Below are 13946 nucleotides of genomic sequence, written 5' to 3'. Positions count from 1 at the left end.
AACTCACAACCCGGAACTGATCAGTTTTGGGTTCTGGGTTCTGGGTTCGAGTTTCGGGTCGACGGTTGAACCGCAGTCCAACCCAAAACTCAAAACCCGAACTCATGACCCAGAACTGATCAGTTCTGAATCGCGCGTTCGGGTTCCGGGTCAAACGTTCGACGAGCTGTTTAGCTCAGCAGCCCCAACCGGATGACCAGCTTGCTGAACAGGAACAGCAAGCCGATCAGCGTGAGGCCGGCGACCAGAAACGGTCCGGTGAACAGCGCCCGGAACAGCTTGTGATCGTATTTGAGGTGCATGTAGTAGGCGACAACCAGGAAGAACTTCACCGCCGACATGCTCAACATGCTGGGCACGTAGATCGCGCTCGATTCCCACGCCGGGATGTAGTACGCCGAGACCTCAAAGACCGTGATGATCGTGAGGATCAGGGCGATCTTGCCGTACGTGCCGACCGAGGGGTGCGCGTGAGCTTCGGAATGTCCGGACATCAGCGCCTCACTTGATCAGGTAAATGAGCGGGAAAATCACGATCCAGACCACGTCAACGAAGTGCCAGTACAGCGCCGCGATGTCCACCAGCAGGGCATCCTTGGGCTGCAACCCGCGCTTGTAGTCAATGGCCAGCAGCGTGAAGAGCCACAGCACACCCACCGTCACGTGCGCGCCGTGGAAGCCGGTGAGCGTGAAGAAGCTGGACCCGAACAGGTTCGTGCGGATGGTCAGCCCTTCGTTGATGAACGACGTGAACTCGTACGCCTGGAAGCCAAGGAACACCGTGCCGAGGCCGGCAGTCATCCACAGCCACAGCTTGGACGAGCCCTTGATCTTGTCCCACGTGGAGACCTTGGGCTCGTGCTTCGTCTGCACGGCGTTCAGCGCCATTACCATGGCCACCGACGACATCAGCAGCACGAAGGTGGACGCCGAGGTGACCGGGATGTCGAGGATCGGCTTCATGACTTCGCCGGTCGCCGGATTGGTCCACGGCTCATGCGGGAAGGGCCCCTGCGGGCTGCGTCCCTTGTAGATGAGGTACGTGGAGATCAGCGAGGCGAAGAGCATGCATTCTGAGCCAATGAAGGCCCAGATGGCGATCTTGCGGTTGTCGAGCCCCAGCGAGGTGTGATGGCCGCCCGCGTGCGCGTGGCCATCCCCGTGGGAAGCGGAAACAGTAGTGGCACTCATCTCAGTGATGGTCCTCGAGCGGCGTCAGCAGCCACTTGTAGAGTGAGCCCACCCACCAGAGCGTGCCGATCAGCATGATCGCAACGCCAGTGGTCGTGCTCTTTTCCAGGAAGAGCAGGCCGCAGAACATCGTGATGATGCCGGCCGCAGTGATCAGGGGCCAGATCGAAGGATTCGGCATGGTGATGCCCAACTCCTGCGACGTGGGGATGTGACGCCCCTTCTCCTCTTCGTACGTGGTTTCGTGCACCAGCTCCGCGCCTTCCTTCGTATTCCACATGGGATAGCGCGACTTGATCTGCGGCAGCTCCGCAAAGTTGTAGTCGGGCGGCGGCGACGGAATGGACCATTCGATGGTGGCGGCACCCCAGGGGTTGCTCGACGCCATCTCACCACCCTTCCAGCTCTTCCAGATGTTGATGAGCCCGAAGAGCGTACCGATCATGAGGATCAGCGTGCCGACGGTGGACATCAGGTTGAAGATCTCGAAGCCCTGCCCCGCGTCGTACTGGTAGTAGCGGCGCGGCATGCCGAGGAGCCCGCTGAAGTGCATCGGGAAGAACGTGAGGTTCATGCCGATGAGCGAGATCCAGAAGTGCCAGTTGCCGAGCTTCTCCGAAAGGAAGCGGCCCGTGATCTTCGGGAAGTAGTAGTACGTGCCGGCGAAGATGCCGAACACCGAACCGCCGTAGAGCACGTAGTGGAAGTGCGCGACGATGAAGTAGGTGTCGGTCTGCTGCAGGTCGGCCGGGGGCGAGGAGTGCATGACGCCCGAGATACCACCCACCGTGAACAGCGCGACGAGCGCGACGGCGAACTTCATGGCGACGGTGAAGCGGATCTGACCGCCCCACATGGTGGCCATCCAGTTGAAGATCTTCACGCCGGTCGGGATCGCGATGAGCATCGTCGCGAGCGAGAAGACCGAGTCGGCAATGGGCCCCATGCCCACCGAGAACATATGGTGCGCCCAGACGCCGAAGCCGAGGAAGCCGATGAGGATACCCGAGTACACCATGACCGGGTAACCGAAGAGCGGCTTGCGCGAGAACGTGGGCAGCACTTCGGAGACGAGACCGAAGGCCGGCAGAATGAGGATGTACACCTCGGGGTGGCCGAACACCCAGAACAGGTGCTGCCAGAGCAACGGGTCGGCGCCCTTGGCGACCGTGTAGAAGTTCGTACCGAAGAAGCGGTCGAACTGCAGGAACACGAGCGCGATGGTGATGACGGGGAAGGCCAGCACCACCAGGAACTGCACCACGAACGACATCCACGTGAAGATCGGCATGCGCATGAGCGACATGCCGGGCGCCCGCATGTTGATGATCGTGGTGATGAAGTTGAAGCCGGCGGCCAGCGACGAGATACCCAGGATCTGCAGGCCGATGACCCAGAAATCCATGTTGATCTGCGGCGAGTACGCCTTGGTGCTGAGCGGCGCGTAGCCAAACCAGCCGCCGTCCGGTGCCACCGAGAAGAAGATCGGCACCGTGATGAAGATGCCGCCCAGCAGGTAGATCCAGTAGGAGAACGCGTTCAGTCGTGGAAAGGCGACGTCACGAGCCCCGACCTGCAGGGGGATGAGGAAGTTGAAGAAGGCCGCGGAGAGCGGCATGACGGCGAGGAAGATCATCGTCGTGCCGTGCATCGTGAACAGCTGGTTGTACATGTCCGCCGACACGAGCGTGCCGTTCGGAACCGCCAGCTGTGCACGAATGACGGCGGCCTCGAGGCCACCGACGACGAAGAAGAACAACCCCGTAATGAGATAGAGCGCCCCGATGCGCTTGTGGTCCACCGTCGTGAGCCAGGACCACAACCCGGTATCAACGGGTGCGGCCTTGGCCTGGGTGTATGGGGGCGCAGCAGCGATGGTAGCCATCGTGTCGAGAGTCAGGTAAGCGTGAGTCGGTGACGGCGTCTTACTTGAGCGCCTGCAGGTACGCCACGATGTCCGCGATGTCGGCGTCGGTAAGACCGCCCATCGTCACGACCATCTTCGTCTTCGGATCGGTCAGCCCCTTGCCGAGCGTGGGCATGAGGCTGCCCGGCTTGAGCGCCGGAGCGTTCTTGATCCAGTAGGCGAGATGTTTCGCGTCGTTCGGGTAGAGACCACCAGCAATCGTGTAGCGCGTCCCGACATGCGTCAGATTCGGGCCCACGTTCGCCATGTTGAACGGCGTGCCACCAATGGCATGGCAGCCGATGCAGGTCGACTTGCTGTACAGCTGACGCCCCTTCTCGGCGTCGCCCTTGGCCAGCAGCGACTCATCGAAGGTGACCGAGACCGGAATTTTGGCCGTCGGAATGGTGTACTTGAATTCCGACTCCAACTTCTCGCGGGGGAATGCCCACACCGGGACAGGAGCCGCGGCGGGAGCGGCCGAATCGGCCGCCACCGGCTGCGCGCCCTGCACGGAGGCGAGCAACACCGGGGTCGCACCCGTTCCCGACGGGACCGGAGCCACGGCAGCCGGTGCCGGTGCCGCTGCCACTGTCGGGAAGATCGCGTTCTGCTTCTGGTGCGCCGACCACTGGTCGAATTCCTGCGGCGTCACCGTGTACACGCGGAACTTCATGTTCGCGTGCGACGGGCCGCAGAACTCGGCACAGAACCCGTTCCACGCCGACGACGGCAGGTCCTTGTTCGGCGTGAACCAGAGGTAGTTGGTGCGGTTCGAGATCAAATCGCGCTTGCCGCCCATCTGGGGAATCCAGAAGGAGTGCAGCACGTCGATCGTCTTGAGCTGGAAGTTCACCGTCCGCCCATTGGGCAGATACAGCTCGTTGGCCGTCGTGATGCCCAGCTGGGGATACTTGAACTCCCACCACCACTGATGGCCGATGACTTCGACCTGCAATGCGTCCGGAGCGGCCTTCGCCTGTGTCTTGAAGATCGTGCGGACGGTGGGGATGGCGATGAAGATCAGGATGACGGCGGGAATGGCCGTCCAGGTGATCTCCAGCACCGTGTTCCCATGCACCTGCTTGGGCGTCGGCGCACCAGGGCGACGACGGAAACGGAAAATCGTGTAGACGAGAGCAGCCTCAACGCCGACAAAGACAATCGTGCCCCAGAACAGGAGCTTGTCCCACAACGCGTCGATGTCCGCGTTGAAGTCGGTGTTGTGATTGAACGTCGAATTCGGATACTCGCCGCCGCAGGCTGCGAGCCCGAGGGCCAGAGCGCCCAGCAGCGCAGCGGAAGCCATTCGCCGCGGGCGGAACGTGCCAACCATGCCGGTTCCTGAGGGAGTGTGGGATCCCTTCACCCCGTGCGCGGTTTTTGAGGAACCGGGCACGAGGCAAAGGGAGGGGTGGTGGGACTACTGAAGCGAAGCTAAACCGTGGTTTCAAAACCTCGCAAGCAATTCTTTGAGTCTTTTCGGGGTTTGTCAGACTTTTCTTGAGTCCATAACTTTCTAAACAATTTTTAGAGGGTTTTTCAGTCCGAAAGCGGTCCTAATGAACCGGTCGAAAACGGCTAAAAATCGGAGATTTATATGCCGTTTCCGGGGGGCCGTCCGGATCGTCTTTTCGGTGTGAAATCCTCCGTGCCACCTTCCCGCCCCTCCGGGCCCCCGACGCCCTTCGCCGCGGTAGCGCGCCGTCCCCACTGCGGTCGAGTTCCCCTAGCGCTGCTGGCGTCCTGGGCGCTCACCCTTGCCAGCGCCGGCTGTCGGCGGGCAGACGACGGTGCCATGTCCGGCCCGCTCGCGATTGGCGTGGGTGCCATTCCCGGATCGCCGAACTACATCCAGGTGGTGCACGGGGTCGAAGTCGCGGTCGCCCGGCTTAATGAACAGGGCGGTGGCCCGCGGTTTCGCGTGCGCCTGCCAGACTCCACCGCCAACAGTGCAGTGCGGGTCGCCCAGCAACTGCGCGAAGATCCCTCCGTGATTGCCGTGGTGGGACACCCCGAAAGCGGCAATACGCTCGAAGCGATTCCGGTGTACGCCGACACCGAACACGACGGCGCCAACGGCGTGGTCGCCATCTCCCCCACCTCGTCGTCGCCGCGCCTGAGCGGGATCAGCCCGTGGTTCTTCCGGGTATCGCCCTCGGACGCCAACGCCGCGATGTACACCGCTCAGTGGGTGCTCGACACGTTGCGTGCCCGCCGTGCGGCCATCGTGTATCGCAACGATTCCTACGGCCGCGACTGGGCCGCCACCTTCGCCCAGACGTTCGAACAGGGGCGGGGCGCGGTGGTCATGCGTGACCCGTACCTCACCGGCGTCGTGGAGTTTGACGCCTACGCGGCGCTCATTGCGTCGCTCGCCCCCGATGTGCTGCTCTTTCCCGGTGACGGCGCTGATGCTCTGGAACTCATGCGCGCGTTGCGCCGCAAAGGCATCACGGTGCCCTTCATTGGAGGCGATGGCACGGAGAACATGAAAGAGGACGGCGATGCCGCCGGTGCGCGCTACGTGGCCTTCTTCGATGAGTCCCGGGCCTCCAGCAAAGAAGCCCAGTATTTCCTGCCCGCGTACAAGGCCCGTTTTGGCCGCGCCCCCGACATGTTTGCGGCGCTGGCCTACGACGCCGCGATCGTGGTTGGGCGCACCGTGGCGAATGGGGTGCGTACGCGGGCGGCGTTGCGGCTCGCGCTGGAGCAAGTTGGCAACGGGGCGCCGTCGGTGGATGGCGTCGTGGGCCGCATTGCCTTCGAGAAGAACCATGACATCAAGGGACGCACGGTGGTCATTACCCGGGTGCCCGGTGAGCCCCCCACGGGGCCGGCCAGCGGATCGGGAGGTCGGCCATGAGCGGTATCTGGCGCCTCACCACCATTCGCGCCCGACTCATTGCGGGCTTCGGGATTTCCATCACGCTGTTGCTCGTGGCCGGTCTCCTGGGCTGGTACGGGCTCTCGCGCAGTAATCGCGACGCCGAAAACACGGTCCGCGCGTTGGCCGACCGGTCGGAGTTCATTGAACGCGCCACCAACACCGTGCTGCGCGAACTGGTCGCCGGGCTGCGCTACCTCAGCACCGGCACCAGCGACGACGAACAGGTGTATCGCACGTTGGTGACGCAGGCCGAACAGCTGCGCAATGATGCCCTGGGCCGTGGTGCGCTCAACTCGAGCGAACGGCGGCACCTGGAGAACATCGGACGACTGCAGGCCTCCCTCGAAGTGCGCATTGCGGTGACACGCGCGTGGCAGGTGGCGGGGCAAACGGCCAACGCCGACCGCGTGCTCGCGCAAACCACGCGCGACATGGACGCCATCGAGAACGAACTGCAGGCCCTGCGCAAAGGCGCACGCAGCGGGGCGGACGCCTCCATGGAGTCCATGCGGGACGGCCTCTTCAATGCCGAGGCGAGTCTCGCCGTGGTGGTGGCCCTGGCCTTTGGCGTAGCCGCCTTTTTCGGGTTGTCCACGGCGCGGGCCGTGACCGATCCGCTGGTGCAGCTGCGCGACGAGATGATGGCCATTGGCGCCGGCGATCTGCGCGACCCGGAGATTGATCTCCGCTTTGGTGGCGTGGCCCAGGAATACGCCGAGCTTATTGATGCCATGCAGCAGGCGCGTGAACGGCTGCGCATCCTGCTGTCGCGGGTGCAGGAAGAAGCCGATCAGGTAACGCTGGCCGCCAGCGAATTGTCCGCGTCGGCCTCGTCGGCCGCGGCGTCATCGCAGCATGTCACCACGGCCGTGATGGACATTTCGCACGGCGCTGGTGTGCAGCTGTCTGCGCTCAAGCATGCGGGAGAAACGGTAAAGGAGCTGGCGGAAGCCGGCGCCACGATTGGTGAGGCAGCGGACGAAACCGACCGAGTGGGCCGCGAGATCCGCACGACCACGAACAGCGCCCGCGATCAGGTGCAGGTGGCCGTGGATACGTTGCTCAACGCACGGGAAGTGGTAGCCGCGTCGCGTCAGGAAATGATGGCACTGCGCGACTCCACGAGTGTGATTGACGACTTCGTGAGTGTCATCTCCGAGATCGCCACGCAGACCAACCTGCTGGCGCTCAATGCGGCCATTGAGGCGGCACGCGCCGGCAGCGCCGGACGTGGGTTTGCCGTGGTGGCACAGGAGGTCCGCGCTCTGGCGGAACAGAGTGCCAATGCCGCCAACGAAGTCACGGAGAACGTCAAGCGGTTCCGCTCGCGTATCGCCAGTGCCTCCGGGGCGGTGGAAGCCGGTGCGACCCGGCTGCGTGACGTGGAAACGGTGGCCGAAGCGGTTGGCGGCGCGCTCGCGCGCATTGAGCACGCCGTGGCGCAGGTGGATGTTGCCACCGCGCGCGTGACCAACGCGGTGGAGACCAACCGGCAATCACTCGGTCAGGTGCAACGGTCGCTGACAGCGGCGCGCGATACCGCCGAAGGACACGCCGCCGCCGCGGAACAGGTGGCGGCGAGCACCGAGCAGACCTCCGCCTCGGCGCAGGAAGTGAGCGCGACGGCGGAGATGCTGCAGACGGCCAGCCTACGCGTACGCGGCCTGATTACGGAGTTTCGGGTGTAGCGATTTCGCGCACCATGACCCCACGCGCCGCCAGCAAGGCGAAGTACCGCTCGGCGGGAATGCATTCATCCGGGGTATGCACCCCCGGCGCGATCGCACCGGCCGCCTGCAGTTGCCCGGTGATCGAGAGGGTGTAGCCTGTGGTGCGCATCATGGCCGAAATGGCGTGGGCACTGTCGTAGCGGTCGACGACCTCCCACGCACGGGTGCGGGAGACACCGTCCTTGCTGCCGACCACCACCACGCGCAGGGCGACGAGATCGGGCTTGCCTTTGCGCAGTGCCTCGCCGGCCACCTTCACAAACACATCGCGCGGCGCAATCTGCTGCCCTTTGACATCCACCGGTGTGGTGCTCAGCAACCCCAGATCACGAATGGCCAGCATCACGGCGGCGTGGCCGGGATAGCGCAGCGTCTTGTACTCCATGACCGGAATTTTTCCCGCGTAGCGATAGACCATGGTGGACAGGCCGCCGGCGGTGTGAAACGCTTCGAGAGTCCCGACACCGTCCTCGAACTTGATGAACTCCACTTCAGAAAGCGCTGACACGGTGGTGGGAGTCCCATCGCGCACCACGAGTGAAGGCGTGGTGTAGTAGTCCACCATCCCTTCGATGGAGTAGGCGATCTGGTAGCCGAGTGGTGGTTCCGGCACCTGGGGGAGTCCACCGACATAGAGCTGTACGGACTCGACCGTGTCGAATTGGTCGATGCCATGTTGTGCGACGACGTTGACCATGCCGGGGGCGAGCCCGGTATCGGGAATCACGCTGATCCCCTTGGCACACGCCGCGTCGTGCAGTTGCTTTTGTTCCTGCACGATTTGCGTGTTCCCCCCAAGATCGGCGAAGTGCACGCCAACCTCGACAGCAATTCGTGCGAGGGCGGCGTTGAAGTAGTACGGAATCGCGCTCAACACCGCATCGCACTGCGCAAAGGCCGCGCGGACCGCGTGTGCATCACGAACATCAAGCGCGACACACGCGAGTCGAGCATCGGCGCGCTGCTGCAGAAAAGAGGGCAACGTCGCCACGCGCACGTCGGCGAGGGTGACGTGAGTAACCGTGGGTTCCTGCAGCAAATCAAACGCGCAGGCGGAGCCTTGCAGCCCCGCCCCGAGCACCAGCATACGCATTGGGGGTACTCCAGTGGTGATAATCCGGGGAGGGAGATCGTGCAGGAGAATGTAATTGCGACGGCTCCGTCATGGCGGGACCATCTGCTGGAAAGCACGGCGGATGTATTGCGTATACTCGAGCGTGTGAAGCGCGTGGCCGTCATCGGCATCAAGCCGGCGATGGTGGGTGGTCCGGCGTTTTATGTCCCGGAACGCATGCAGCAGTCCGGTTACGAGATCATTCCGGTGCCCGTGTACTACCCGGACATCCAGGAGATTCTGGGGGCGCCAATACATCGCTCACTGGCGACCATCTCACCACCGGTCGATATGGTGCAGCTCTTCCGGCGCCCCAATGATGTGCCGCGTCATCTCGACGAGATCCTGGCGCACAAGCCCAGCGTGGTGTGGATGCAGCTGGGCATACGGCACGCTCAGGTGGCGGAGCAGTTGGCGCGCGCAGGGATCGACGTGATCCAGGACCGCTGCGTCAAAGTGGAACTGGACAGAATACGGCGATAGGCGCTTTCGGGTCCCGTGTCCAGACGTGCGAGGTCAGTCTGCCGAGGCGGGACGGGGAGGTGAGAGCGTTGCGATTATCGAGGTGCGATGGATATCGAATGTGAGAGGGTCGAGACAACCACGATGTGAGAGGTCCGAGCAGTTGCCTCCGCACGTGAGTGCCCCCCACGGACGCCGCTGGAACAGCGGTCGTCCCCGCCGTTACGAGCGGACGCCAGCACTCGGACCTCTCATTGTCGTGGTTGTCTCGACCCTCTCACATTCGATATCCATCGCACCTCGATGGTCTCAACGCTCTCACTGTCCTCGTCTCAAACTGGATCACTCAGTACGAGAAGATCCGGAGGCCGCTCTACATTCTGACTCTGTTTCTGCCGTCGGCTTTGGCGCGGTAGAGTGCGGCGTCGGCGCGCGCGAAGAGGTCTTCCACGCTTTCAATGCGGGCGGCCGGATAGACGGCCACGCCCACTGAGGCGGTGAGGCGCAGCGGTTCGCCACCCAGGGAATCGCTGGCGAACTGGTGTTCTTCCACGGCGGCCCGAATGCGATCGGCGAACGACTCCGCTCCAGCGTCGTCGGTTTCGGGGAGCAGCACCAGAAATTCCTCGCCACCGTACCGGGCCACGATATCGCTGCCACGAATGGTGTCGCTGAGCAGCTGGGCCACATCGCGCAGCACGTCGTCACCCACGAGGTGGCCGTAGGTATCGTTGACGCGCTTGAAGTGATCGAGGTCGATCATGAGCAGCGCCAGCGTACTGTCGTAGCGCAGCGCCCGCTCCATTTCGGCGGTGATGCGTTCGGTGAGCGCCCGCCGATTGAGCAGCTGGGTGAGCGGATCGGTTTGCGCGAGCTGTTCCAGGCGCGCGTTGTCGGCCATGGTGCTTTCCACCATCTGCGCGCGCTGGATGACAGCCACGGCGGCGGTGATCACGGCCTGGGCAAACTCGAGGTCGGCGGGGCCGAACCGTTCCTGGTCGCGCGTGCGGCGCACGAGGAACACGCCGTACTGTCCGCGATCAATGGAGAACGGCAGCGCAATGACCGAACGGATGGGGATCTCGATGCCTTCGATGCCCCACACGTGGCGCACCCCTTCGTACAGCTCGTGCGTATCGAGGTCTTCCACCAGCACGGGCTGGCCACTTTCCAGCGCCGCCTTGAGTTCCGGGTAGCGATCGAGCTGCACGACGAGCTGCTGCAGCCCCGGATTCTCAAAGGCCGCCACGACGGTGGCATGCGCGTCACCGGGCCGGGCCAACACCACGGAACAGTGCGACACTCCCAGGGCCCGGGCGGCGCGACGGACCAGCAGGTGAAACAGCTCGCTCACCGACAGGTCACCGGTGACCTCGTGCAGGATGTCCACCAACTTGCGGCGGCTGTCGGCGTCCTGCTGTGCGCGATGGAGCTGTTCCTCAGAGCGCAGCAAGGCGGCGCGCGTAGAGCGCAACAGGGCCCCCATGCGCAACTGCGCCTGAACACGCGCCAGCAGCTCCTTGGGGCGATACGGCTTGCGGATGAAATCGGCGGCACCGAGCCCCAGTGACCGCACGGAGGCTTCTTCGGGGGGCTGTGCACTGAGCATGAGCACTGGCAGGTCGCGCCAGCGCTCTTCGCCCTTGATGCGCTCCAGCAGCTGGCAGCCGTCAGCATCCGGCATGAGGATGTCGAGCAGGAGAAGGTCGGGAGACTTCTTCTCGAGCTGCTCCAGGCACGCGGTGCCGCCGTTTGCGGGAACGACATCGTATCCGTTCTCCTGGAGCAACCAGGTCACGGATTCGAGCACCGCCTCGTCGTCATCAGCTACCAGGATGCGCGACGTCGCCATTCCCACCCCATGAGGTCACGGCCAGCGCCCTGTGCGCTGCCCACTACTGAGTCGGAGCGAGGTCCGGGGACGTGCCCCGGACCTGCGGTCTCCGATGAAGATTGACGACGGCGTCTTACTCGCCGTCACCCAGCGCGAGCTCGGGACCGGCATCGCTGTCGCCGCCCGTGCTGCCCGCGTTGTCGCCCGCGCCCTCGGCCCCCTCGTCCCCATCATCCTTGTCTTCGGGAATCACGCGCGCGACGGCCATGACCATGTCCTGGTCGTCGAGCGCCACGAGCTTCACTCCCTGAGCAATGCGGCCGGTGACCCGGATTTCGCTGACCTTGGAGCGAATGGCGATGCCGGCCTTCGTCATGAGCATGAGCTCATCTTCGGGAACGACTTCCATGAGCGCCACCACATGACCGGTCTTCTGCGTGAGATCGAGCGTCTTGATGCCCTTGCCGCCACGCTTCTGCACGCGGTACTCGCTCACCTCGCTGCACTTGCCCATGCCGCGCTCGGTGACCACCAGCAGCGTGGCCTCCCGCTTGATGACGACCATTCCCACCACGGTGTCGTTGAGCTTGAGCTCGATGCCCTTCACGCCGGTGGTATCACGACCCATCTCGCGGACATCGCTCTCGTGGAAACGGAGTGACAGACCGTCGCGCGTGGCCAGCACCACATCGTTGCTGCCGCTGGTCACTGCCACATCCATGAGCTCGTCGCCTTCCTCGATCTTGATGGCCTTGATGCCATTGGACCGGGGGTTGGAGTACTGCGAGAGCGCCGTCTTCTTCACCGTGCCGTTCTTCGTGCCGAAGAGCAGGAACTCGGTATCCGAGAACTCCTTGGTGACCACGATGGCGCGAATGCGCGTATCAGGGGTGACGTTGATGAGGTTCACGATGGGCTTGCCGCGCGTGTTTCGCCCGGCCTGCGGCAATTCGTGCACCTTGAGCCAGAAGCAGCGACCGTCATCGGTGAAAATCAGCATGTACGTGTGCGTACTGGCCACGTAGAAGCGTTCGATGAAGTCGTTTTCCTTGAGATCGGCGCTGGCCTTGCCGCGGCCGCCGCGCCCCTGGCGGTTGTACAACGACAGTGGCGTCCGCTTGCAGTAGCCGCTGTGCGTGATGGTCACCACCATCTCTTCTTCGGCAATGAGATCTTCGATGGAGAACTCGCCTTCGTCGCTCACGATCTCGGTGCGGCGTTCGTCGCCGTACGTCTCGGAGACCTTGAGGAGTTCGCCCTTGAGGATCTCCATGCGGCGCGGCTTCGACTCGAGAATGCTGCGCAGCTCGATGATCTCGGCCTGCACTTCCCGCAGCTCCTGCTCCAGCTTGTCGCGCTCGAGGCCGGTGAGCTTGGCAAGGCGCAAGTTGAGGATCGCTTCCGCCTGCCGCTCGGACAGTCCGAACCGCGTCTGGAGCTGCGTGCTCGCGATGGGCGTGTCTTCGGCGGCCCGAATGAGGGCGATCACTTCGTCGATGTTGTCGACGGCGATCTTGAGCCCTTCCAGGATGTGCTCACGCTCCAGCGCCTTGTCCAGCTGGAACTGCGTGCGGCGCACGATGACCTCGTGCCGGTGCGTCACGTAATGCTCCAGGCACTGCTTGAGCGTGAGCACCTTGGGCACCAGCTGCCGGGTGTTCACATCGGGCACCAGTGCCAACATGATCACGCCGAACGTGCTCTGCATGGCGGTGTGCTTGTACAGCTGATTGAGCACCACACGCGGAATGGCATCGCGCTTGAGCTCCACCACCACGCGCATGCCGTCGCGGTCCGACTCATCGCGCAGCGCGCTGATGCCGGTGAGCTTCTGCTCGCGCACGAGTTCGGCGATGTCGGCCACGAGCTTGGCCTTGTTCACCTGATACGGCAGCTCCGTGATGACAATCTGCGACTTGCTGCTCGATTCCTTTTCTTCGATGACCGCACGCGCGCGCATGACGATGCGGCCGCGACCGGTGTCCTGATAGTCGGCAATGCCGGCCCGGCCGTACACATAGCCGCCGGTGGGGAAGTCAGGCCCTTTGACAATTTTGCGCAGCGCCTGCGGCTCGATCTCGGGGTTGTCGATGATCGTGATGACCGCCTCGATGACTTCCTTGAGATTGTGCGGCGGGATGTTCGTGGCCATGCCCACGGCAATGCCCGACGAACCGTTCACCAGCAGGTTGGGGAAGCCAGACGGCAACACGCGCGGCTCTTCCAGCCGGTCGTCGAAGTTGGGCGCGAAGTCGACGGTGTTCTGGTCGATGTCGTTGAGCATTTCCACCGACAGGCGCGTGAGGCGCGCTTCGGTGTAGCGGTACGCGGCCGCCCCGTCGCCGTCCATGGACCCGAAGTTCCCCTGCCCGTCCACCAGCGGATAACGCAGCGAGAAGGTCTGCACCATACGCACGAGCGCGTCGTACACGCTGCTGTCACCGTGCGGGTGGTACTTGCCGAGCACGTCACCTACGACCGTCGCACACTTCTTGAAGGGACGCCCGGGCATCAATCCGAGCTCGTTCATCGCGTACAACACGCGGCGATGCACGGGCTTGAGGCCATCGCGCACGTCCGGCAGGGCGCGCGACACGATGACGCTCATGGAGTAGTTGATGAACGACTCCTTGATCTCCTCGTCGATGAGGCGCGGCAGGATGCGTTCGCGGGCGTTCGGTGCGGTCATGAGACGGCGGGAAATGGGTCACACACGGCAGGAATACAACCTGTGAAAATTACCCGCCTCTTGCCTTCAATCACAGGGGCAAACGGGCCAACTTCAGGGCACGTAAATCGTTTGCGGGGATTGACTTTGG

10 protein-coding genes are annotated in these 13946 nt (G+C 63.5%); 3 read left to right on the top strand and 7 right to left on the bottom strand.

The features are described from left to right. Window positions 1-170: 170 nt before the first annotated feature. The 4 genes from GEMMAAP_RS03245 to coxB are packed head-to-tail and all read right to left on the bottom strand — an operon-like array spanning window position 171 to window position 4406. Window positions 171-494, bottom strand: a complete 324-nt coding sequence (locus tag GEMMAAP_RS03245; RefSeq protein ID WP_053334009.1) for a cytochrome C oxidase subunit IV family protein — start codon at window positions 492-494, stop codon at window positions 171-173. 7 nt (window positions 495-501) lie between these two features. Further along, window positions 502-1191, bottom strand: coding sequence for a cytochrome c oxidase subunit 3 (locus GEMMAAP_RS03240; protein ID WP_026849401.1), 690 nt, complete (start codon window positions 1189-1191; stop codon window positions 502-504). Between the two features lies 1 nt (window position 1192). Beyond that, a complete protein-coding gene (gene ctaD, locus GEMMAAP_RS03235) occupies window positions 1193-3076 on the bottom strand; it encodes a cytochrome c oxidase subunit I (RefSeq protein WP_026849400.1) in 1884 nt (627 codons plus the stop codon). A 40-nt stretch (window positions 3077-3116) separates the two neighbouring features. Beyond that, window positions 3117-4406, bottom strand: coding sequence for a cytochrome c oxidase subunit II (gene coxB, locus GEMMAAP_RS03230; protein ID WP_075071398.1), 1290 nt, complete (start codon window positions 4404-4406; stop codon window positions 3117-3119). A 489-nt stretch (window positions 4407-4895) separates the two neighbouring features. Here coxB and GEMMAAP_RS03225 point away from each other — a divergent pair, with 489 nt between their 5' ends. Together GEMMAAP_RS03225 and GEMMAAP_RS03220 are read left to right on the top strand one after the other, a co-directional pair. After that, complete coding sequence (locus tag GEMMAAP_RS03225; RefSeq protein ID WP_026849399.1) at window positions 4896-5963, top strand: ABC transporter substrate-binding protein; 1068 nt, start codon at window positions 4896-4898, stop codon at window positions 5961-5963. After that, the gene (locus tag GEMMAAP_RS03220) at window positions 5960-7675 is read left to right on the top strand and encodes a methyl-accepting chemotaxis protein (protein ID WP_026849398.1); all 1716 of its coding nucleotides are present in this window, start codon (window positions 5960-5962) and stop codon (window positions 7673-7675) included. Before GEMMAAP_RS03225 ends, GEMMAAP_RS03220 begins: the two co-directional genes overlap by 4 nt. On the opposite strand, the gene GEMMAAP_RS03215 is transcribed toward GEMMAAP_RS03220, so the two are convergent. Then, window positions 7656-8810 (bottom strand): saccharopine dehydrogenase family protein, encoded by a 1155-nt coding sequence (locus GEMMAAP_RS03215; protein WP_026849397.1) that lies wholly within the window; start codon window positions 8808-8810, stop codon window positions 7656-7658. The genes GEMMAAP_RS03220 and GEMMAAP_RS03215 overlap by 20 nt on opposite strands. A 39-nt stretch (window positions 8811-8849) precedes the next feature. Between GEMMAAP_RS03215 and GEMMAAP_RS03210 the strand changes: the two genes are divergently transcribed. Further along, window positions 8850-9314 carry a CoA-binding protein gene (locus GEMMAAP_RS03210; protein WP_238588177.1) on the top strand — a complete coding sequence of 155 codons (465 nt, stop codon included), beginning with the start codon at window positions 8850-8852 and terminating at the stop codon, window positions 9312-9314. Between the two features lie 352 nt (window positions 9315-9666). Here GEMMAAP_RS03210 and GEMMAAP_RS03205 read toward each other — a convergent pair whose 3' ends face one another. Together GEMMAAP_RS03205 and gyrA are read right to left on the bottom strand one after the other, a co-directional pair. Then, entirely contained in the window at window positions 9667-11145 is a 1479-nt protein-coding gene (locus GEMMAAP_RS03205; protein WP_026849395.1) for a diguanylate cyclase, read from the bottom strand. Window positions 11146-11260: 115 nt separating this feature from the next. Next, the gene (gene gyrA / locus GEMMAAP_RS03200; RefSeq protein WP_026849394.1) at window positions 11261-13816 is read right to left on the bottom strand and encodes a DNA gyrase subunit A; all 2556 of its coding nucleotides are present in this window, start codon (window positions 13814-13816) and stop codon (window positions 11261-11263) included. Window positions 13817-13946: the final 130 nt, after the last annotated feature.

It is taken from the genome of Gemmatimonas phototrophica, assembly GCF_000695095.2.
Lineage (GTDB): Bacteria > Gemmatimonadota > Gemmatimonadetes > Gemmatimonadales > Gemmatimonadaceae > Gemmatimonas > Gemmatimonas phototrophica.
Note: the sequence above shows the minus strand (reverse complement) of the source record. Positions and strands in the feature narration are given on the sequence as shown.